The sequence below is a fragment of the Pseudomonas sp. GW822-FHT04H02 genome (assembly GCF_058800645.1).
On sequence record NZ_JBXAMM010000004.1, the window covers coordinates 875,409 to 895,567 of the forward strand.

Sequence of the window (20,159 nt, forward strand, 5' to 3'; positions counted from 1 at the left end):
CCTTATGCAGCAGGATTTAATCGCCTGAGCGCGGCCCCGGCATCGTCCAATGGGACTAGCGCATCTGTGTGCCGAAGGCGGCCGGAAATGCCCCGGCGCAAAAACAAAAAAAGCCGCTTTGCCCTTACGGCAAAGCGGCGTGGCCAAAAGCTTGCAGCGCTAAGAGTCAGGCCTTGCGAAAATGCGGAATGACCTTCTCGCCGATATTGCGCAGGGTCTCCAACTGCGCCCATTGCGGCACGGTGCCCATCTGGCAGATGAACAGGATCTCGTCGGCGCCGGCATCCACCAGGCGCTGCACATAGCCGATGCAGTCCTCCACGGTGCCGTAGGCGTGGTTGGGGTTCATCATGGCCATGGTCGGATCGGAGAAATCCACGCTGACCTCCTCGGAGGCAAAACGCGACTTGATCACGCTCTGGCCACTGCCGTCGACGTAGGTATCGTCCTGCCACTTCGCCGGGTCCGGGCGCTCGCCGCCGCCGTACCAGTAGCCCAGGGACTCCATGAAATAGCGCTGGCCGCGAATGCCAATGCGCCGCGCCTCCAGGTTGTCATCGAGGACGATCGCCGGGCACAGCGCGGCGATGTGCCGGTTGGGCCGGAAGCCCACCTGCTGGCGAGGGTCGCGGCTGTCCCAGGCCTGGTGATAGACCTCGACCTTCTTGGCGATTTCCTCGGGGCCACCAAAGCCCAGCACCAGGGCGCCCATGCCCCGGCCGCCGGCGTTCTTCAGCGATTCAGTGTTAGTGCAGGCCAGGTACATCGGCGGGTGCGGGTCCTGGTAGGGCTTGGGGTGGATCGGCCGCTTGGGGATCTGCACAAAGTCGCCATGGTGCTCGATTTCGTCCTGGACGAAGATTTTCGGGATCAGGTACATGGCCTCGTCGATCTGCGGTTGCAGGGTCGCCAGGTCGTAGCCGAAGGTCCCGGCCTCCTGCTGGGTGCCGCCCTTGCCCACGCCAAAATGCACCCGGCCCTTGGACAGCAGGTCGAGGGTGGCGATGCGCTCGGCGACCTTGACCGGGTGGTTCATCGCCGGCGGCAGGCAGACCACGCCGTGACCGATGCCGATGCGCTCGGTCTTGCCGGCGACAAAGGCCAGCACGGTTTCCGGGGCGGACATGTGCGAATAGTTGGTCAGCGCCGTGTGCTCGACACACCAGAACGTGTCGAACCCCAACTGGTCGGCGAGCACGGCCTGCTCGACGGTTTCTTCGAAGACCTGCCGATCGCCGGCACGGCTGGCGTCCAGGGTCTGGGCTTCATAAATCAGGGAAAATTTCATGCTCGATCCTTGTGGTCGTAAAAAGCAGGCTCGGCGTGCTGCTCGTGCCTTGGCCTGCATGCTCGGGCAAAGCCCGGCCGGCGGAATCACGCAAACGGACTAGGGTTGTCGAGGCCTGCCGCCTAGAGGAAAAAGTCGCTGCTGTCCTGGCCCATGGCGACGCTGCCCAGGTTCCAGGCGTACTTCGCCGGATGGTTGGCGACGTGGGCACGGCCGGTATGGATGTCACGGAAGGCGCGGTTGATGCCGTGCCCGCGAAAGATCGTCGAGGCGCCGCTGTTGAACATCAGGTCGGTCACCGCCGTGGCGCACTTTTGCACCACCAGCGACGAGTCGTAGCGCATCTTCACCCGCTCCTGCATGCCCAGTGGCGTACCCTCCCGGGCCCGTTGCAGCATCAACTCGAAGTTGCTCAGCAGCACCGTCCGGCATTCGTCGACACATACCATGGCGTTGGCCAGGGCCGACTGGGCCGCTGGGTCCTGGACCATCTTGCGACCGTCATTGACCCCCACCCGAGCCCGGTTATGGGCAATGAACTGCGCGACCGCTCCTTGCAGGGCTCCGATGGCCGAGGACGACACTGCGCGCACGAAGATCTGCCCGAACGGCAGGCGGTACAGCGGGGCATCGTTGACCGCGTTGCCCGGGCTGTCCTGCATGAACCCGTCGAGGGCACGATGGGTGCGGTACTCGGGAACGAAGGCGTTCTCCACGAGGATGTCGTGGGAACCGGTGGCCGCAAGTCCCATGACGTCCCAGTTGTCGAGAATCTGGTAGTCCTGGCGCGGCACCAGGAAGGTCCGGTAGTCCGGCGCGCCGCCGGGTTCCGCGGCCGGCACCATGGCGCCGAGGAACACCCAGTCACAGTGCTTGCAGCCCGATGAGAAGCCCCAGCGGCCGCTCAGGGTGAAACCACCCTCGGTACGCGCCACCCGTCCCACCGGCATATAGGAAGAGGAAATCAGCACGCTGCTGTCCTCGCTCCACACGTCCCGGGCCGCGCGGTCATCGAACAGCGCCAGTTGCCAGTTGTGGATCGCGACCACCCCCAGCACCCAGGCCGACGACATGCAGCCCTCGGCGAGGGTCATCTGCACCCGGAAGAAATCGTTCGGCTCCAGTTCGTAACCGCCCCAGCGTGCCGGTTGCAGAATGCGAAAGAACCCGGCCTGCTGAAAATCGTTCAGGGTCTGGTCCGGCAAGCGGCCGAGCCGCTCGGCCTCGGCCGCTCGTTCGCGCAGAACCGGCACCAGTTCCTCGGCCTGTTGGTAGAGACGCTGGCGAAGCACATCGTGGTTGAGCATCAGGTCGTTCTCCTTGGGAACCCCGTCCGCCGGGGCGCGCGTGCTACGGCGGGCAACCGCCTGTTGCGGCGCATTCAAACAACCGTCCGCCCACCCGGCATCCCTCAAACGGACCATATGCCCGGGCTGGCGGATTTCCTCCGGGGTCAGGGCCTGTTGCTGTTTGACGACAGGTCCTAGTCCCCTTGGACGATGTTGGCCCCCTGCCCCGTTGCCAGAATTCATCGCACTCCATGCACCACGAACGAGGGCTGTGCGATGAAAGACGTCAATCTGCAAGCAGACATGCTCCAGGCCATGCGCCGCCTGGCCAAGTCGGTCACCATCATCAGTACCAGCAACGGCGCCGAGCGCTTTGCCATGGCCGCCACCGCGGTGGACTCCCTGAGCACCGAGCCGCCATCGCTGCTGATCTGCATCAACAAGAGCGCCTCCTCCCACGCAGCCCTGGCCACCGGTGCCGGGTTCTGCGTGAACATCCTCGGCCTGGAGCAGCAGGCCCTGGCCCACCTGTGCAGCGGCGCAATCAAGGGCGAGGCACGCTTCAGCAGCGGCAACTGGCTGACCAGCGTCGAAGGCATTCCCTACCTGGGGGACGCCCAATCAGCGATTCTGTGCCGCCAGGACGGGCACTTCAGCTACGGCACCCACACTGTGTTCATCGGGCGTATCGTGCGCATCCATACCAGCCCCAGTATCACCCCGCTGGTCTACCTCGACGGCCGCTACACCACCACCGCCCAGCCGGCCCAAACCCAGGCCTGCGCCGGTTGATTCGGGACATGGACTGCCGCGCGCCGCTGCGCATCGACACTCACGCCCCGCCCCACTGGGACGACGCCTGTGACTGGCTGGTGGTGGGCTTCGGTGCCGCCGGAGCCTGCGCCGCCATCGAGGCCGCCGAGCAGGGCCTGCAGGTGCTGGCCCTGGACCGCTTTGCCGGCGGTGGCGCCAGCGCCCTCAGCGGCGGGGTGATCTATGCCGGCGGCGGCACGCCCTACCAGCGCCAGGCCGGCTACAACGACAGCCACGAGGCGATGTTCGACTACCTGCGCGAGGAAGTCGGCGATGCCGTCGGCCAGCGCACCCTGGCCGACTTCTGCGCCGCCAGTCCCGGGCAACTGCAATGGCTGGAGCGCCAGGGCGTGGCTTTTGAAGCCAGCGTGCCACCGCACAAGACCTCCTACCCCAGCGACCGCTTCTATCTTTATTACTCGGGCAACGAAGCCCTGCCGCGCTATGCAGCGCTGGCGGCCCCCGCTCCCCGAGGCCATCGCTGCAAAGGCCCGGGCCTGTCCGGAGCGCACCTGTTCCAGGCGCTCAAGAACAGCGCCCTGGCCAAGGGCGTGCGCCTGCAGAGCCAATGCGCGGTACGCCGCCTGGTGGTCGACGATCAACAGCGGGTGGTCGGCGTCGAAGCCTGGCGCCTGGCTCCCGATAGCCGCCCCGCGCGCCGCCATGCACGCCTCGAGCGCTGGGCCCAGGCCCTGCACATGTATGTTCCGGCACTGGCCCGCCACCTGCGCAAACGGCAACAACGCATCGAAGCCAGCAGCGCCGAGCGCCGGCTGATCAGCGCCAGAAAAGGCGTCCTGCTGAGCGCCGGCGGTTTCATTCTCAACCGCCTCTGGGTGGCCGAGCATGCGCCGCGCTACCTTGCCGGCCTGCCCCTGGGCGCCGGTGGCTGCGACGGCAGCGGCATCGCCCTGGGCCAGAGCGTGGGCGCCGCTGTCGCGCGGATGGACAAGGTCAGCGCCTGGCGTTTCATCAACCCGCCCCTGGCGTGGGCCCGGGGCTTGATCGTCAATGGCCAGGGCCAGCGCTACGCCAATGAAGAGCAATATGGCGCCACCCTTGGCCAGGCGATGGTCGAACAGCAGCAGGGGCGTGCATTGCTGGTGCTCAATCGGACACTGGTGCGCCAGGCCCTGAAACAGATAGGCCCGGGCCAGGTCTGGCAGTTCCAGCGCCTGCCAGTGCTGCTCAACCTGCTGTTCAACGCCCGACGGAGCAACGACCTGGCAACCCTGGCCCGGCGCTGTGGCCTGCCGGAGCAGGCCTTGAAAGATAGCGTCGAGCGCTACAACCAGAGCGCCCGGGGCGAATGCGCCGATCCGTTTGGCAAGTCCGCGGCCATGCTCGCTTCCTTGGAACAGGGCCCCTGGTATGTCCTCGACCTGTCCTTTGCCAGCCGCCTGTTCCCTTGCCCGGTGATCACCCTCGGCGGCCTCAGGGTCTGCGAACGAAGCAGCCAGGTGCTGGATGCCCAGGGCACACCGATCGCCGGCCTCTACAGCGCCGGGCGCAACGCCGTGGGCGTCGCTTCCAACCTCTATGTGTCGGGCCTGTCTCTGGCCGACTGCATCTATTCCGCGCGCCGGGCCGCCCGTCATGTGGCCGGGCAAACCGCGGCTCAACCCGCACCATCAGGAGAATCACCATGCAACGTGTAGAAGGCAAAGTCTGCATCGTCACCGGCGCCGCCAGCGGTGTCGGCCGTGAGGACGCCCTGCTGCTGGCCAGCCAGGGCGCCAAGGTCGTACTGACCGACGTGAACCAGGAAGCCGGCCACCAAGTGGCTGCGCAGATCGGCGAAAACGCCCTGTTCCTGGCCCACGACATCACCCGCGAAGACGACTGGCAGCGGGTGGTGGAAACCACCGTGCAGCACTTCGGTCGCCTCGATGTGCTGGTCAACAATGCGGCGATCCTGGCCATGGCCAATATCGAGGACACGTCGCTGGAGCTGTGGCGCAAGGTGCTGACCGTCAACAGCGACGGCTATTTCCTGGGCTGCAAGTACGCCATCGCAGCGATGAAGCACAGCGGCGGCGGTTCGATCATCAACATGTCCTCGGTGGCGGCCCTGGGCGGTCTGCCGCTGTTCTGCGCCTACTCCGCCTCCAAGGGCGCGGTGGCGGCATTGACTCGCTCCGTGGCCGTGCACTGCAAGCTGCAGGGCTACCGCATCCGCTGCAACAGCGTGCACCCGGACGGCATCAACACACCGATGACCCAGGCCCTCATCGGCGGCCAGTCGGTGCCCCAGGAAACCCTCGACCAGGACCCGATGAACCGCATGTGCGCGCCGCGTGATGTGGCCAACGCGGTGCTGTTCCTGGCCAGCGACGAGTCGCGCTTCGTCAATGGCGCGGAGATACTCGTCGACAACGCGCAACTGATCAGCGGGATCTATGAGCCGAGGTGAAGATGGGCACGCCAATGTTCAACGCCAGCGTATCGGACAGCGCCGCATCGGCCGCTGGCAGCTATCGCCTGCAGGTGGCCGCGGTGATCGAGGAAACCGCCGACGCCCGCTCCCTGGTGCTCGATGTCCCCAGCGAGTTGCGTGAGCGTTTTCGCTACAAACCGGGGCAGTTCCTGAGCTTTCGCGTGCCCTGCGCCGGCCAGTTGCTGACCCGCTGCTATTCCATGGCCAGCTCGCCCCTGTGCGATCCACAGCCCAAGGTCACGATCAAGCGTGTGGCCGGGGGCCGGGTATCGAACTGGATGAACCAGCAGGTGCAGGTCGGTGACTGGCTGGAGGTGCTGCCCCCGGCCGGGCACTTCTGCCTGGAGAGCAATGCCGATAGCGACGAGCAGCGTCCGCTGGTGCTGTTCGGCGGCGGCTCGGGCATCACCCCGGTGTTCTCCATCCTCAAGTCGGTGCTGCACGCCGGGCGCCGGCCGGTGACCCTGGTCTACGCCAACCGCGACGAAGCCTCGGTGATCTTCAAGGACGAACTGCAACAGCTGGCCCGGACCCACGAGCCGCGTCTGGAAGTCCTGCACCTGCTGGACTCGGTTCAGGGTTTCGTCACTGCGGCCCAGGTTCGCCAACTGCTGCATGCGCGCCGGGGCGGCGAGTATTTCATCTGCGGCCCGGCGCCCTTCATGGACACTGTGGAAAGCACCCTGCTAGACCTGGGTGAGCCACGCCAGGCGATCCATGTCGAGCGCTTCCTGTCGCCGCCCGACCCGCAACCCCAGGCACAGCAGCAGGTCGAGCACACCGCCGGGCAGTCCTGCCAGAGCCTGACCGTCGAACTCGACGGCCAGGCCCACAGCCTGGCCTGGCACCCGGGGCAGACTCTGCTGCAAAGCTGCCGGGCCGCCGGGCTGGAGGTACCGGCGTCTTGCGAGGAAGGCATCTGCGGCGCCTGCATGTGCCGGGTGGAACAGGGCCGCACACGGCTGGCCCACAACGCCGTGCTCAGTGCCCAGGAGCTGGCCGATGGCTGGACGCTGGCCTGCCAGAGCCACCCCGACACGCCGGTGGTGCGGGTGCGCTTTCCGGATTAGGGGCGCCTGCGCCTCTAGTCTCAACGGACGACCCGGCAGCGCCGGGCAACGATTAGACTCGACCGCCAGGATTGGCCTACAACAATAAAAGAGGTGTATGCATGGCTCGGTTGCAAAACAAGGTCGCGGTGGTCACCGGCGCGGCTTCAGGTATCGGTCTGGCCTGCGTCCGGCGCTTCGCCGCGGAGGGTGCCCAGGTGGTGGGGCTGGACATCGGCAACGCACCGGCGGACTTTCCCGGGCGCTTCATGACCCTCGACGTGCGCGACGAGGCCCAGGTCGAACAGGTGATGGAAGAAATCATCGGCCACTATCGCCGGGTCGATGTGCTGGTCAATGCCGCGGGCGTCGCCGACCAGGGCAGCGTGACCCAGACCAGCACCGCCAACTGGCAACGGGTGCTGGACATCAACCTGACCGGCAGCATGCTCACCAGCAAGTACCTGCTGGGGGCCATGGAGGCGCAACGCGGCGGCTCGATCATCAACATTGGCTCGATCTTCGGCCTGCAAGGCTGCGACGGCAATGTCGCCTACAACGTGTCCAAGGGCGGTATCAACCAGCTGACCCGCTCCATGGCGGTGGACTACGGTTACGCCAACATCCGCGTCAATGGCCTGTGCCCGGGGCTGATCGAAACGCCGATGACCAGCATGGTCCGCGAACAGGCCGAATTCCACGCCTACTTCGCTTCCCAGCACATGCTCAACCGTTCCGGGCAACCGGAAGAAGTGGCCGCCGTGGCGCTGTTCCTGGCCTCCGACGAGGCCTCCTTCGTCAGCGGCCAGATGATCGCCGTGGACGGCGGTTTCTCTGCCGGCCGCCGCTTCGCGCCACCGCCAGCCTGAGTGGTTAGAGCCTGTTCACGATCTAGCGAGCGACGCTCAGGCACTTTTAACGCCGCATGAGCTAAGCGCAGCAGATCGTGAACAGGTTCTTAGCGGCCTGGCTCTCTGCCAGGCCGCCTCCCCCTTCGTTCAACAATCCTCTGCCTGAGGAGGCACCATGCCGTCTGCGCTCAACGCTCCCACCATCGCTCATCTGTTCGCCCGGGCAGCCCTGGCCTACGGCGACCGCCCGGCCATCGAGGACGCCGGCAGCATCAGTTACCTGCAGCTCGACCGCCTGCGCCAGCAGGCCGCCCGGGCCTTGCTGGCCCTGGAGGTCAAGGCCGGGGACCGGGTGGCGATCTGGGCCCCCAATACCTGGGAGTGGATTGTCGCCGCCGGCGCCCTGCACAGCGTCGGCGCCGCCCTGGTGCCGCTCAATACCCGGATGAAGGGCAACGAGGCCGGCTATATCCTGCGCCAGAGCGGCGCCTGCGTGCTGTTCGCCATCGGTGAGTTCCTCGGCGTCGACTATCCGCAGATGCTTGCCGGCGAAAACCTGCCTGAACTGCGCCAGATCATCAGCCTGCGCTCGCCCTCGCCGGCGGCCCTGGACTGGGACAGTTTCATGGCCCTGGCCGGCCGAGTGCCCGGCAGCAGCCTGCGCCTGCGTCAGGAACAGCTCGGCCCGCAAACCCTGTCCGATGTACTGTTCACCTCCGGCACCACCGGCAAGCCCAAGGGCGTGATGACCAGCCATGGGCAGAATCTGCGGATAGTGCGCGACTGGAGCGACGTGGTCGGCCTGGGCGAAGGCGATCGCTACCTGATCGTCAACCCGTTCTTCCACTCCTTCGGCTACAAGGCGGGATGGCTGGCGGCGCTGATGCGCGGTGCGACCATCATTCCCCAGCAGGTGTTCGACGTCGACGCGGTGCTCGAATGCGTGCAGCGCCAGCGCATCAGCGTGCTGCCCGGCCCGCCGACGCTTTATCAGTCGCTACTGGCTCACCCCCGGCGCGATGCCTACGATCTGTCCTCACTACGGGTGGCGGTGACCGGTGCCGCGGTAATCCCGGTGGACATGATCGGACGCATGCGCGACGAGCTGGGCTTTGCCACCATCGTCACGGCCTACGGCCTGACCGAAGTCTGCGGTTTCGCCACCATTTGCCGCCCCGGCGACGATCCGCTGCGAGTCGCCCAGACCAGCGGCCGGGCGATGCCCGGGGTAGAGGTGCGGATCGTCGCTGCCGACGGCCAGTGCCAACCGCCCAATGTCCCCGGGGAAATACAGATCCGCGGCTACAACCTGATGCAGGGCTACCTCAACGACCCACAAGCCAGCCAGGAAGTGCTGGACGCCGATGGCTGGCTCAATACCGGTGACGTCGGGGTCCTCGACGAGCAGGGCTACCTGCGTATCACCGACCGCCTCAAGGACATGTTCATTACCGGCGGTTTCAACGTCTATCCGGCGGAAATCGAGCAGTGCCTGCTGAAGTTTCCCGGGGTGGCCCAGGCGGCGGTAATAGGTATACCGGACGAGCGCCTCGGCGAAGTGGCCATGGCCTTTGTCCTGGCCACGCCGGGACAACTCCTGGAGTCGACAGCACTGCTGGGCTGGTGCCGGGAACAGATGGCCAACTACAAGGTGCCGCGACGATTCCAGGTACTGGAAGCCATGCCGCTGAACGCGGCGGGCAAGGTGACCAAGCAGGTGTTGCGCCAGTGGGCCGAAAGCCGCAATTGAGGGTGGCGAGGCGCGTCCCTCCTTGGGACGGGCCAGCCTGCGGAGCCTGACTGCCGCGTTTTTGCCGTCGCTTTGCGCGGTGCCTGTGGAATGCGTGAATCAGTGTGCGAGTGCCGAAACCCGGTGGCTGGCATTGGGGCGGCTCCGCCCCCCGCGGGAGCAAGCTCCCTAGCCACCGGCTAATTTGCGCTCGTTGCGCCGGGGTTTATATCACTCGCGCCGGATGCTGGCGCCGGGGCTCGCCCAGCAATGAGCGATGGGACGGCGGCTGGCGCCCCTGATCCTCGCTGATGCCATAGCCCGGGGCGATTTCCGCGGTGATCAGGGTCTGCCCGGACAGGCTCATCAGCCCGGGGTCATTGAGCAGCGCATGAATGACCCGGCCGTTGAACTGCGGGGTCTCGGCGTCCGCGAGAAAGGCCTGGTACTGCTCGCCGTGGTGCTCGCCGACAATCCGCGTGCGCTCGGTCAACTGCGGCCCCAGCCACAGGGACAGCGCCGCCACGCCACGCCCTTCAAAATCGATTGCCATGTCCGCCGCCAGCTTGTCGCAACCGGCCTTCTGCGCTCCGTAGGCGGGGCCGTGCATGTAGCAGCCGGCACCGAACGACGAAGTGAAACAGACCAGCCCCTGGGCACTGCGCAGCAACAACGGCGCGGCGTAGTAACTGGCGATGTAGGCCGAGCGCAGGCCGACATCGAGGATATCCACCAACTCCAGGGGCTTGTCCCAGAACGGCCCGGGCTCGATCAAGCGCTCATGGATGGCGGCCACGTTATTGACCAGCAGATCGAGGTGGCCGGCCTCCTCGGCGATCCGCGCAAACAGGGCCTGCACCTGGGCGTCGTCGGCATGCTCGCAGACCACCGGGATGCCCCGGCCACCGGCGGCGGTAATGGCTGCCGCGGTGTCCGCCAATGAACCTTGCAGCGCCTGTTCATAAAGCCGTGCCCCGGCCTTTTCCGGCGCACGCCCGGTCACGTAGACGGTCATGCCCTGTGCCCCGAGGGCCAGGGCGATGCCACGGCCCACGCCGCGACTGGCACCGGTGACCAGGGCCACCTGGGGTTGCTTGCTCTTCATTGACTGCTCCTTGCCAGAAAGGACGCCGGCTGCGACTGGCGCAGGCTTTGCGCCTTGATGTGATTGGCGGCGATATAGCCGAAAGTCATCGCCGGGCCGATGGTCGAGCCGGCTCCCGGATACGTGCGCCCCATCATCGATGCGGCGCTGTTGCCGATTGCGTAAAGGCCGAGGATCGGATGGCCGTCCTCGTGCAACACCCGGGCGTTGGCATCGGTCAGCAGGCCGCCCTTGGTGCCAATGTCCCCGGCATCCACCCGCACCGCGTAGAACGGCGCCTTGAGCAAGGGCGCCAGGCAAGGGTTGGGGCCGACGTGGGGGTCGCCGTAGTAGCGATCGAACAGCGACTCGCCCTTGTTGAAATCCTGGTCCCGGCCCTCCCGGGCCATGATGTTGAAACGCTCGATGCTACGCATCAGGCCCGGGCCGTCGATGCCGATCTGCGCCGCCAGGTCCGGCAGGCTGGCGGCCTTGTAGAAGTAGTCCTGCAGGTGTTCCGGCAGCCGCCAGTCGGGCTGGGCATAACCGGGCAACAGCGCGCCGCAGGGGTATTTGCGGCGGAACTCGGCGTCGAAGATCATCCAGCACGGCACGCTGACCGCTTCGGCCCGATTGCTCTCATACATCGCATAGACAATATCGGTATAGGGCGCCGCCTCGTTGACGAAGCGTTGCCCTGCCGAGTTCACCAGTACGCAGCCAGGCAAGGTGCGCTCGACGAACAGCGCACGCTGCTTTTCCTCACCTGCAACCCGGGTAGTGGGCGCCCACCAGCCGTGGTCCATCAAGGCAGTACGGGCGCCAATCACCTGGCCTGCACGAATACCGTCGCCGGTGTTGTGCGGTGGCGTGGCACTCCACTGGGCCTGGGACGGCTGCGGCAGGTACTGCTCGCGCATGGCCTGGTTACGCTCGAAGCCACCGGCGGCGATGATCACCCCGTGGCGCGCCTTGATGTTCAGGGTCTGGCCGTCGCGGCAGACCCGCGCGCCGCCGACTCGCTCACCGACAATCAGCAGTTCCTGCAAGGCGCAGTTGAGCCACAGCGGCCGCTGGCGATCCTGCAGCGAACAGCGCAAGGCGCCCACCAGGGCATTGCCCAGGGTCAGGAAACGGTCGCGACGCGACAGCCGCCGCCCCTCGCGATCACGCCAGTAGCGCCACATCACTCGCAGGGTCAGGCGCAGCCAGCCGGGGCCACGACACAGCAGCACCTGCGCCTCCTTCATGGTCATCGCCATGCGTCCCATCATCAGCGTGCCGGGGGAAGGCGCCCGCATGCGCAGGAACTCCTCGCCCAGCTCGGCGGCATCGAAGGGTTGCGGGTCCATGGAGCGATAGCCGGGCTTGCCACCGGGCACCTGCGGGTAGTAGTCGGAGTAAGCGGGCTGGGCCTCGAAGCGCACCCGGGTCTGCGCCTCCAGGTAGCGGACCATGTCCCGGCCCTGCTCGACATAGGCTTCGATGCGCCCGTCGTCGATCTCGCCGTGGGTCACCGCGCGGACATAGGCGATCCCTTCGGCCACCGAATCGCTACCGCCCAGGGCCTGGATCCGGTGGTTGTCGGGAATCCAGATGCCACCGCCGGACACCGCCGAGGTGCCGCCGTATTCGCCACTCTTCTCGATCAGCAACGTGTTCAACCCCAGGTCATGGGCCCGCAGCGCGGCGGTCATGCCTCCTGCGCCGGAACCTATCACCAATACATCGCAGCACTCATCCCATTTGATCTTGGCGTGTTTCATCCGCGCATCTCCGCAAGGCGCCTACAGGCAGGAAGCCGCCGCCACCGGCCCGGACTCCGGCGCAGTCGGTCCCGGGATTGTTCGGCAGCCTCAAGGCCCGGGCATCGTCCAATGGGACTAGCGCCCGCCACGGCCAAAACACTTAGTCTGGTTGGACGATGTCCGGGCGGGCCGCTGCTTCCATAGTCGCTCCTGCTGCACTTCCCCCCCTTACATCGCAGGTCGGGCGGGCCTGACCTGGGCACGAGGACGAGATGACAAAAACAATAATCGCCCCACCATCGCTACTCCCCCGACTGCACACTGCCCTGCTGATACTGGCCGGCGGGCTGGGCGGACCGGCCAGCGCCATGACCTTCCAGCCCAACGAGGATCTGACTGTCGACTGGGACACCACCCTGACCTACAGCCTGGCCTGGCGTACCGAATCCCGGAGCCACAAGCTGGTGGCCAATGCCAACGGCAACGATGGCGACAACGCTTTCGCCAGGGGCAGCCTGATCAACAATCGCAGCGGCTTTCTTACCGAAGCCAACCTGCGCTGGCGTGACGACTACGGCTTTTTCATTCGCGCCGACGGCTTCTACGACAACGTCTACGACCGCGACAACGACAACCCCAGTGGCACTTCCAACTGCTTTGCCGGCGGCAACTGCAGCCGTCCCGACCGTTTTTCCCAGGACACCATCGACCAGCACCGCAACGACCTGCGCCTGCTGGACGCTTATGCCTATGGCACCTGGAACCTGTCCGGGCACAACCTCAACGTGCGCCTGGGCAAGCAGGTGGTGAGCTGGGGCGAAAGCCTGTTCTACCCGGGAATCTCCGCGGCCCAGAGCCCGGTGGACGCCACCAAGTCGACCACCCCCGGGGTCGAGGTCAAGGAAGTGCTGCTGCCGGTGGGCCAGCTGTTCACCCAGTTCAGCCTGAGCGACAGCCTGGACGTCCAGGCCTACTACCAGTACCAGTGGCAGAAGACCGACCTGTTCGGCGTGGGCAGCTTTTTCTCCACCACCGACTACATCGATCGCGGAGGGGAAAACGACGCCACAGGCTTTGTCCACCGCCTGAAGAACGACACCCCGAGCAACAGCGGCCAATACGGCCTGGCCTTCACCTACGCCGCCGAATCGCTGAACAACACCGAGTTCGGCCTGTACTATTCGCGCTACCACGACAAGACCCCGTCCCTGGACTTCCAGAGCCAGCTGGGCAGCTACCGGGCAATCTACTTCGACAACATCGATCAGTACGGCGCGAGCTTCTCCACGGTGCTTGGCGACACCAGCATCGCCGGCGAGGTCAGCTACCGCGACGGCCAGCCGGTGATGGTGGACAACGGTTTCGCCAGCCCGGTGCGAGCCAAGACCCTGCAAGCCCAGGTTTCGGTGATCGAAGTGCTGGGGCCCACTTCCTGGGCCGACAACACCACCCTGACTGGCGAGCTGGTGTACAACCAGGTGCTGAGCAACGACAGCTCGCAGCCGACCCAGCTGGCCCCGGGGTTCAGCCTGCCGGGTACCGACAAGCTGCTCTACGACCGCTCGGCCTGGGGCTACACAGTGCAGGCCAGCTTTGACTACAACGATGTGTTCACCGGCTGGGACCTCTCGGTCCCGATCACCTTCAGCACCGCCGCGCACAACGACAGCTCCCTGGTGGGCTCGATCAACTCGGGCCAGGGCGACGACCGCGCAAGCATCGGCAGCTCCTGGCGCTACCTCGGCAACTTCACCATCGAGGCCCGCTACAACGCCTACCTGGGCAACGCCAACAACAGCCCGCTGGCGGACCGCGACAACCTCGCCCTCAACTTCAAGTACCGGTTCTGATTCCCTGCCCCAAGGAGCACAGCATGTCGAGCACTATCTACACTCAGTTGTTGCGCACGACCCTGGCCGCCAGCCTGCTGGCCGCAAGCCTGGCGACCCAGGCCAAGGTCAGCCCCGAGGAAGCCGCCCGGCTAGACCGGGACCTGACCCCCATGGGTGCGGAGCGGGCCGGCAACGCCGACGGCAGCATTCCTGCCTGGTCGGGAAAGTGGCTGGGCCTGCCCCCTCAGCTCAAGTACGACGGCCCCGGCAGCCCCTACCCCGATCCTTATGCGGCGGAAAAACCGCTGTTCGTGATCACCGCGGCGAACATGCAGCAGTACGCCGCCAACCTCACCGATGGGCAGAAGGCGCTGTTCAAACGCTACCCGCAGACCTTCACCATGCCGGTATACCCCAGCCACCGGGACTTTCGCTTCGACCAGCGGCTGTATGACGACATCAGGAAAAACGCCGTCAACGCCGAGCTGATCAACGACGGCAACGACACCCGCAACGCTTGGGCCGCCTCGCCGTTCCCGATCCCCAAAAACGGCAGTGAACTGATGTTCAACCACACCCTGGCCGGCCGCGCCTACACCGAGGAGGCCAACTACCAGCAGGCGGTGGTGTACTCCAACAAGGAGCAGGTGCTGGAGCAGGTCAACTACAAGATCTATTCGATCTGGTCGGCCCCGGACAAGACCCCCGAAAGCGCCAACGGCGTGCTCACCAACTTCCTTCTGACCACCCTGGAGCCGATCCGCAAGAAGGGCGAGATCATCGTCGGTCGCGAGTTCATCACCCCCACCGCCGCGCCGCGCCAGGCCTGGCAGTACAGCCCCGGGCAACGCCGGGTGCGACGCGCACCAACGGTTGCGTATGACTCGCCCACCGGCGCCGGAGGCTTTCGCGTGCAGGACGAGGACCGCCTGTTCAATGGCGCTCCGGACCGCTACGACTGGACCATCATCGGCAAACGAGAGATCTACATTCCCTATCACAACTACCGGATCGACGATTCCAGCGTGAATCTTGCGCAGATTCTCGCCACCACCGGCCACGTCAACCCGCAGTACATGCGCTACGAGAAGCACCGGGTCTGGGTCCTGCAGGCGACCCTCAAGGAAGGCGCACGGCATATCTATGCCAAGCGCGTGCTCTACCTTGACGAGGACACCTGGGCCGCCACCCTGGCCGACAACTACGACAGCCGTGGCCAGCTGTGGCGCACCAACATGCAAACCTCGGTCTACGCCTATGAGATGCAGCGCTACCAGGCGCGCCTGGGGATCTACCAGGACCTGATCGCCGGCTCCTACCTGGTCGACCGACTGCTGGTGGACCAGAAACCGGCCAAGCTCAATGCCAGCAACTTCGTCGATGACGACTTCACCCCGGGCAACCTGCGCAAGCTCGGTACCCGCTGAACCCGGCTGGCCCGGGCGGTTCACACTCCCGGGCTGGCTATCGCGCCGGCTGGCTGCAAAATCAGCTGCCTGCGGCGCTTCAGGCTCAGGCTGGTACTTGCCCTGCCACCATCGAGTGCGCGCTGAAACGGCATTCGACCAGCTTCCATTGCCCGGCAATACACCGGTAGCGGTCCTGGTAGATCCCCCCCAACTGGCGCGTGGCGCCACTCTCGGCATCCAGGTTGAAGTAGTACAGCGCCCAGCGCCCCCGGGCCTGATCCTCGCCGAGCAATTCAATCTCCGGGTTGGCGCCATGGTGGATGTCGATCACTCGTGGCTGGCAAGCCAGTTCCTGATACAGCGCGAGAAAGCTGTCGCGATCGCGAAAGCTGCCCAGTGGGCCGTAGTCGATCAGTATCTCGCCCTCGGCAAAGCAGTCGCGTATCACCTCCACCTGCTTCAAGTCACAAGCATTCAAGTAGCAATGCTTCAACTGGCGGATCGCTTCTAGCGCCTCCAGGCGGGCAATACGTTGTTCAAGAGTCATGGCACAGGCCTCGCAATCATCGTGGATCGACGCCGGGTGGCGGTCATCGTGCGTGCTTGTTCACCAGCCGCACATGCCAGGAAGTGTATCGACCGGCCGGCGCCGGCTGATCGTCTGTTGGGACTAGCCCCTGGCGCTCGACCCCACTCACGAAGCGGTTGCCCCACGGGCACTAGTCCGTTTGGTGGATTCGGCAAAGTGGCTCAGGCCCGACCCTGTCCTTCGCAGGACCCACCTGCCGTCGACCATCAACAGAGGAATCTGCCCGCCATGGAAAAAGTCATCTATCTGCTCTGGCGTGACCCCAGCAGCACCGATGAAACATTCGCCCGGCACGTGCGCCACGAGGTCATAGGGCAACTGCAAGCCCTGGGCGCCCAGGGCCTGCAGTTGAACCTGGCGGATAGCGAAGTCGCTCCCGCTGCGGCCCTGCGCCAGGAGAACCGGCCACCGCTGCCGGATGCCTGCCTGTCGCTGTGGCTGGACAGCGCCAACGCCGCTCCCCGGGCGCCTTTCGACCGGGTATTGGCACAGGCCACGACCCGCCTGGCGGCCTATCTGGTGTGCGAGTCCGAAGCGATCCGCAACACCCGTTTCCCCCCCTCACCTGGTGAGCGCACTTACGGCTTCGCCCAGGTGGCCCTGCTGACACGCCCGCCGCGCCTGACCCCGCAGACCTGGCTGGAGATATGGCGCAACCAGCACACAGAGGTTGCCATCGTCACCCAGGACAACTTCCAGTACGTGCAGAACCTGGTGGTGGCGGCCCTGACCCCGGACGCGCCGCCCATCGACGCCATTGTCGAGGAATGCTTCCCGCCCGCGGCGATGACCGACCCCCAGGCCTTCTTCGACGCAACGGGGGACGAAGCACGGTTCGAGAAAAACCTGGCGGCCATGATGCAAAGCTGTGCGCGCTTTATCGACTTCGACAAGATCGATGTACTGCCCACCAGCCAATATCGATTCTGACGCCTGGCCGGGCACTTTCGCGCAACGCCAAAGCCCGACGCCAGGCGTCGGGCGTCGGGCTTTGGTATCGGGCTTCGCCACCCGAAGGCCGACGCTGTCGCTTCAGCCGAGCGCCTTGCGCAGCTCTGCCGTTGCTTGTGCCAGCACCTGGGCGGCGCGTTCGACAAAGGGCGACAGGCTGATGAAGCCATGGATCATCCCCTCGCAGCGCTGCAACCGAACCGGTACAGCGCTTGCCTGCATGCGCCTGGCGAAGGCTTCGCCCTCATCGCGCAGCGGGTCGAACCCGGCGGTGATCAAGGTCGTGGGCGGCAGGTCGCCCAGATCTTGCGCGCGCAACGGCGAGGCCAGCGGTTCATCGACCAGGGAGGCTCCGGCACCGTACAGGCTCCAGAACCACCTCATCATCGCGGCCGTCAGCATGTAGCCTTCGGCAAAGTCGCGGTAGGAAGGGCTGTCGCACGCGGCGTCGAGTACCGGATAGAACAGGCATTGGTGGCGGATCTTCGGTCCCTGGCGCTGCGATGCCAGGCGGCTGACCGCCAAGGCCAGGTTGCCACCGGCACTGTCCCCGGCTAGCGCCAGGCGCGAGCCGTCGATACCCAGCTCGGCCGCGTGCTCCACCAGCCAGCACGTGGCCGCGTAGCAATCGAGCGGCGCGGCCGGGAAAGCCGCCTCCGGCGCCAGCCGATAAGCCACCGACACCACCACGGCCCCGGTCTGGCTGGCCAGGGCCCGGCACAGGTAATCGTGGGTATCGAGGGTGCCCATGATGAAACCGCCACCATGAAAGAACACCAGCAGCGGCAGGCGCTCCTGATCCAGCGGACGATAGAGCCGGGCATCCAGTTCGCCGGCATCGCCAGCCACGCGCAACTCGCGCACTTCATGCATGGCCGCGCCAGGGGGCATGGCCATCAGGTTGTCGGCGAACTGCCGGTACTGGGTCGCGTCCAGCTGGCTGAAGTCCGGCGGCGCCAAGCCCTCCAGAGATTGCAGTACAGCGGCGATCTGCGGATCAAGAGACATGGTCGGCCCCCTCGGTGTCAGGCATACGGAACTGCGGATTGGTTTCGTCGAGGATGCTGCGCACCCGGCGCTGCAGGGCCTCCTTGAAATCCTTGTGGGGCAAAACCCAGAAACGCTTGGCATCGATGGCATCGAACACCAGCGCGGCCAGTTCGGCGGGGCTCATGCCCTCGCGAATGCGTCCATCGAGCAACTGGCTCAAGCCATCGCCAGCGGCATCGCTGTGCTGGTTCGAACCCATGATGGCGCTGGCCACGGGCCCCGGGCAGATCACCGAAACCGCGATGGGCGCGCCCAGCAGCGCCAGTTCGTAATGCAGGGTTTCCGAAAGCGCCACCACCGCCTGCTTGGTGACGTTGTAAGGCGCCAGCAACGGGCTGCTGAGCAAGCCGGCCAGGGAAGCGGTGTTGATCACATGGCCACCACGGCCCTGGCGCAGCAGCAGCGGCAGGAAACTGCGGATGCCGTGGATCACTCCGTTGAGGTTGATGTCGAGCATGCGCTGCCACTGGGCCTGGCTGATCTCCCAGCTGTAACCGGTCTGCATCACCCCGGCATTGTTGAACAGCAGGTCGACGCCACCAAAGGACTCGACGGCGCAATCGCGCAAGGCCTCGACCTGGGCCAGTTGCCCAACATCGGTAACCCGGCTCACCACCTCGGTTGCGTTGGCCCGCAAGGCGTCACAGACCCGAGCCAGCCCGGGGGCATCCAGGTCCGCCAGCACCAGGCGCATGCCACGCCGTGCGGCCTCTTCGGCCAGGCCCCGGCCAATCCCGCTGGCGGCGCCGGTAATCACTGCTACCTGCCCTGTTTGACTGCTCATCGATAACTCCTGCGGTGGTCAAAGGCCTCAGTAGAGCCGGCTGGCCGGCACTGGCCATCGTCCATTCAGACGATGCCCCAAGGCACAGGGGCGGCAGAATCGATCAGGAGTGCAAGCACCGCCGGGCTTCGGCCTGAGGCCACGGCGGCCCCACCGTGACCCGGAGAAGAACAAGAGATGAACACCCTGCACCGAATCGAGACTCAACCCCTGCAATCACGCTACGCCAGAGGCTGGCATTGCCTGGGGCTGGCGGCCCAGTACCGCGACGGCAAGGCCCACCGCCTGGATGTGTTCGGCACCCGGCTGGTGGCGTTCGAGGGCGAAGACCGCCAGTTGCACATTCTTGACGGCTACTGCCCGCACATGGGCGCTGACCTGAGCACCGGCTGCATCGAAGGCAACGCGCTGCGCTGCCCCTTTCATGCCTGGCGCTGGGGCGCCGACGGCGTCTGCGACGACATTCCCTACGCCAAGCGGATTCCGCCACGGGCACGAATCAAGAGCTGGCCGCTGATGGAGGAAAACCAACTGTTGTTTGTCTGGAATGACCCCCAAGGCAACCCGCCCATCGAGCAGCAGCGCATACCGCGGATCGACGCCTGCTTCGACGAACAATGGGCCAACTGGGAAGTGGCGGAGCTGAAGATCGAGACCAACTGCCGTGAACTGATCGACAACGTCGCCGACATGGCGCACTTCGGCACAGTCCATGGTGCCCCGGTGCAGGCCTTCAGCAACCGCTTCGAAGGCCATCTGGCCACCCAGGAAATGCGCGCCCGCAGCGAACGCCTGTCCGGCGACAGCGAGCTGAGCACCACCGCCACCTACTTCGGGCCGGCCTACCAGATCACCGAAATGACCGGCGCGATGAACGGCCAGCCGATCCATTCGATCCTGCTCAACTGCCACGTACCCATCGACCTGGACAGTTTCACCCTGCGCTACGGAGTGCTGGTGAAGAAGATCCCCGGCCTCAGCGAAGAACAGAACCAAGCGATGGCCAAGGCCTATGTGCAACAGGCCCAGGAAGCCTTCTACGAGGACGTGGCGATCTGGCACAGCAAGACCCGAGTGGACAATCCGCTGCTGTGCGACGGTGACGGCCCGGTGTACCAGTTGCGCAAATGGTACGAGCAGTTCTACACCGATATCGAAGCCTTGCCGGCCAGCACCCAGGAGGCACGGGACTTCATCGTACGCGAGGGCCAGAACCTCTGACACAGGACCTTTTTCACCCCTGATCCGCCCCGGAG

17 protein-coding genes are annotated in these 20,159 nt (G+C 65.6%); 10 read left to right on the forward strand and 7 right to left on the reverse strand.

The window, feature by feature from the left end:
- Nucleotides 1-166 precede the first annotated feature (166 nt).
- On the reverse strand, nt 167-1,288 hold the full coding sequence (locus AC1RMG_RS21405; RefSeq protein ID WP_123724911.1) for an LLM class flavin-dependent oxidoreductase: 1,122 nt from the start codon (nt 1,286-1,288) through the stop codon (nt 167-169).
- A gap of 122 nt (nt 1,289-1,410) precedes the next feature.
- The gene (locus tag AC1RMG_RS21410; protein ID WP_342402335.1) at nt 1,411-2,595 is read right to left on the reverse strand and encodes an acyl-CoA dehydrogenase family protein; all 1,185 of its coding nucleotides are present in this window, start codon (nt 2,593-2,595) and stop codon (nt 1,411-1,413) included.
- Nucleotides 2,596-2,853: 258 nt separating this feature from the next.
- On the opposite strand from AC1RMG_RS21410, the gene AC1RMG_RS21415 reads away from it, so the two are divergent.
- The 6 genes from AC1RMG_RS21415 to AC1RMG_RS21440 all read left to right on the forward strand — a co-directional run bounded on the left by AC1RMG_RS21415 (nt 2,854) and on the right by AC1RMG_RS21440 (nt 9,477).
- Nucleotides 2,854-3,369 (forward strand): flavin reductase family protein, encoded by a 516-nt coding sequence (locus tag AC1RMG_RS21415; protein ID WP_493170180.1) that lies wholly within the window; start codon nt 2,854-2,856, stop codon nt 3,367-3,369.
- Nucleotides 3,370-3,377: 8 nt separating this feature from the next.
- Complete coding sequence (locus AC1RMG_RS21420) at nt 3,378-5,048, forward strand: FAD-binding protein (protein WP_493170182.1); 1,671 nt, start codon at nt 3,378-3,380, stop codon at nt 5,046-5,048.
- The gene (locus AC1RMG_RS21425) at nt 5,036-5,803 is read left to right on the forward strand and encodes a glucose 1-dehydrogenase (RefSeq protein WP_072452561.1); all 768 of its coding nucleotides are present in this window, start codon (nt 5,036-5,038) and stop codon (nt 5,801-5,803) included. The genes AC1RMG_RS21420 and AC1RMG_RS21425 overlap by 13 nt, the downstream gene beginning before the upstream one ends.
- 2 nt (nt 5,804-5,805) lie before the next feature.
- Nucleotides 5,806-6,897 carry a 2Fe-2S iron-sulfur cluster-binding protein gene (locus tag AC1RMG_RS21430; protein WP_370059412.1) on the forward strand — a complete coding sequence of 364 codons (1,092 nt, stop codon included), beginning with the start codon at nt 5,806-5,808 and terminating at the stop codon, nt 6,895-6,897.
- Nucleotides 6,898-6,998: 101 nt separating this feature from the next.
- Complete coding sequence (locus tag AC1RMG_RS21435; RefSeq protein ID WP_072452559.1) at nt 6,999-7,745, forward strand: SDR family NAD(P)-dependent oxidoreductase; 747 nt, start codon at nt 6,999-7,001, stop codon at nt 7,743-7,745.
- A gap of 157 nt (nt 7,746-7,902) precedes the next feature.
- Nucleotides 7,903-9,477, forward strand: a complete 1,575-nt coding sequence (locus AC1RMG_RS21440; protein ID WP_493170184.1) for a FadD3 family acyl-CoA ligase — start codon at nt 7,903-7,905, stop codon at nt 9,475-9,477.
- Nucleotides 9,478-9,682: 205 nt separating this feature from the next.
- On the opposite strand, the gene AC1RMG_RS21445 is transcribed toward AC1RMG_RS21440, so the two are convergent.
- Entirely contained in the window at nt 9,683-10,561 is an 879-nt protein-coding gene (locus AC1RMG_RS21445; RefSeq protein WP_342402327.1) for an SDR family NAD(P)-dependent oxidoreductase, read from the reverse strand.
- Complete coding sequence (locus AC1RMG_RS21450; RefSeq protein WP_493170186.1) at nt 10,558-12,306, reverse strand: FAD-dependent oxidoreductase; 1,749 nt, start codon at nt 12,304-12,306, stop codon at nt 10,558-10,560. The genes AC1RMG_RS21445 and AC1RMG_RS21450 overlap by 4 nt, the downstream gene beginning before the upstream one ends.
- Nucleotides 12,307-12,560: 254 nt before the next feature.
- Here AC1RMG_RS21450 and AC1RMG_RS21455 point away from each other — a divergent pair, with 254 nt between their 5' ends.
- Both AC1RMG_RS21455 and AC1RMG_RS21460 read left to right on the forward strand, forming a co-directional pair.
- Nucleotides 12,561-14,138 (forward strand): DUF1302 domain-containing protein, encoded by a 1,578-nt coding sequence (locus AC1RMG_RS21455; RefSeq protein WP_072452552.1) that lies wholly within the window; start codon nt 12,561-12,563, stop codon nt 14,136-14,138.
- Nucleotides 14,139-14,161: 23 nt separating this feature from the next.
- Complete coding sequence (locus AC1RMG_RS21460; RefSeq protein WP_123724918.1) at nt 14,162-15,547, forward strand: DUF1329 domain-containing protein; 1,386 nt, start codon at nt 14,162-14,164, stop codon at nt 15,545-15,547.
- 85 nt (nt 15,548-15,632) lie between these two features.
- Here the strand turns inward: AC1RMG_RS21460 and AC1RMG_RS21465 are convergent, their stop codons facing one another.
- Nucleotides 15,633-16,076 (reverse strand): nuclear transport factor 2 family protein, encoded by a 444-nt coding sequence (locus AC1RMG_RS21465; RefSeq protein ID WP_493170189.1) that lies wholly within the window; start codon nt 16,074-16,076, stop codon nt 15,633-15,635.
- 270 nt (nt 16,077-16,346) lie between these two features.
- On the opposite strand from AC1RMG_RS21465, the gene AC1RMG_RS21470 reads away from it, so the two are divergent.
- Entirely contained in the window at nt 16,347-17,048 is a 702-nt protein-coding gene (locus AC1RMG_RS21470; protein ID WP_493170191.1) for an EthD domain-containing protein, read from the forward strand.
- Nucleotides 17,049-17,150: 102 nt separating this feature from the next.
- Here the strand turns inward: AC1RMG_RS21470 and lipP1 are convergent, their stop codons facing one another.
- Complete coding sequence (gene lipP1 / locus AC1RMG_RS21475; protein WP_262212541.1) at nt 17,151-18,077, reverse strand: LipP1 family hormone-sensitive lipase; 927 nt, start codon at nt 18,075-18,077, stop codon at nt 17,151-17,153.
- Nucleotides 18,067-18,903: an SDR family NAD(P)-dependent oxidoreductase gene (locus AC1RMG_RS21480; RefSeq protein ID WP_368994728.1), complete on the reverse strand. Its 837-nt coding sequence runs from the start codon at nt 18,901-18,903 to the stop codon at nt 18,067-18,069. Before AC1RMG_RS21480 ends, lipP1 begins: the two co-directional genes overlap by 11 nt.
- A gap of 177 nt (nt 18,904-19,080) precedes the next feature.
- Here AC1RMG_RS21480 and AC1RMG_RS21485 point away from each other — a divergent pair, with 177 nt between their 5' ends.
- Entirely contained in the window at nt 19,081-20,124 is a 1,044-nt protein-coding gene (locus tag AC1RMG_RS21485; RefSeq protein ID WP_262212542.1) for a 3-ketosteroid-9-alpha-monooxygenase, oxygenase component, read from the forward strand.
- The last annotated feature ends 35 nt before the right edge of the window (nt 20,125-20,159 follow it).

Coding starts and splice junctions, on each gene's coding strand:
- AC1RMG_RS21405 (WP_123724911.1), bottom strand. CDS start 1,288: ATGAAATTTTCCCTGATTTATGAAGCCCAGACCCTGGACGCCAGCCGT.
- AC1RMG_RS21410 (WP_342402335.1), bottom strand. CDS start 2,595: ATGCTCAACCACGATGTGCTTCGCCAGCGTCTCTACCAACAGGCCGAG.
- AC1RMG_RS21415 (WP_493170180.1), top strand. CDS start 2,854: ATGAAAGACGTCAATCTGCAAGCAGACATGCTCCAGGCCATGCGCCGC.
- AC1RMG_RS21420 (WP_493170182.1), top strand. CDS start 3,378: ATGGACTGCCGCGCGCCGCTGCGCATCGACACTCACGCCCCGCCCCAC.
- AC1RMG_RS21425 (WP_072452561.1), top strand. CDS start 5,036: ATGCAACGTGTAGAAGGCAAAGTCTGCATCGTCACCGGCGCCGCCAGC.
- AC1RMG_RS21430 (WP_370059412.1), top strand. CDS start 5,806: ATGGGCACGCCAATGTTCAACGCCAGCGTATCGGACAGCGCCGCATCG.
- AC1RMG_RS21435 (WP_072452559.1), top strand. CDS start 6,999: ATGGCTCGGTTGCAAAACAAGGTCGCGGTGGTCACCGGCGCGGCTTCA.
- AC1RMG_RS21440 (WP_493170184.1), top strand. CDS start 7,903: ATGCCGTCTGCGCTCAACGCTCCCACCATCGCTCATCTGTTCGCCCGG.
- AC1RMG_RS21445 (WP_342402327.1), bottom strand. CDS start 10,561: ATGAAGAGCAAGCAACCCCAGGTGGCCCTGGTCACCGGTGCCAGTCGC.
- AC1RMG_RS21450 (WP_493170186.1), bottom strand. CDS start 12,306: ATGAAACACGCCAAGATCAAATGGGATGAGTGCTGCGATGTATTGGTG.
- AC1RMG_RS21455 (WP_072452552.1), top strand. CDS start 12,561: ATGACAAAAACAATAATCGCCCCACCATCGCTACTCCCCCGACTGCAC.
- AC1RMG_RS21460 (WP_123724918.1), top strand. CDS start 14,162: ATGTCGAGCACTATCTACACTCAGTTGTTGCGCACGACCCTGGCCGCC.
- AC1RMG_RS21465 (WP_493170189.1), bottom strand. CDS start 16,076: ATGACTCTTGAACAACGTATTGCCCGCCTGGAGGCGCTAGAAGCGATC.
- AC1RMG_RS21470 (WP_493170191.1), top strand. CDS start 16,347: ATGGAAAAAGTCATCTATCTGCTCTGGCGTGACCCCAGCAGCACCGAT.
- lipP1 (WP_262212541.1), bottom strand. CDS start 18,077: ATGTCTCTTGATCCGCAGATCGCCGCTGTACTGCAATCTCTGGAGGGC.
- AC1RMG_RS21480 (WP_368994728.1), bottom strand. CDS start 18,903: ATGAGCAGTCAAACAGGGCAGGTAGCAGTGATTACCGGCGCCGCCAGC.
- AC1RMG_RS21485 (WP_262212542.1), top strand. CDS start 19,081: ATGAACACCCTGCACCGAATCGAGACTCAACCCCTGCAATCACGCTAC.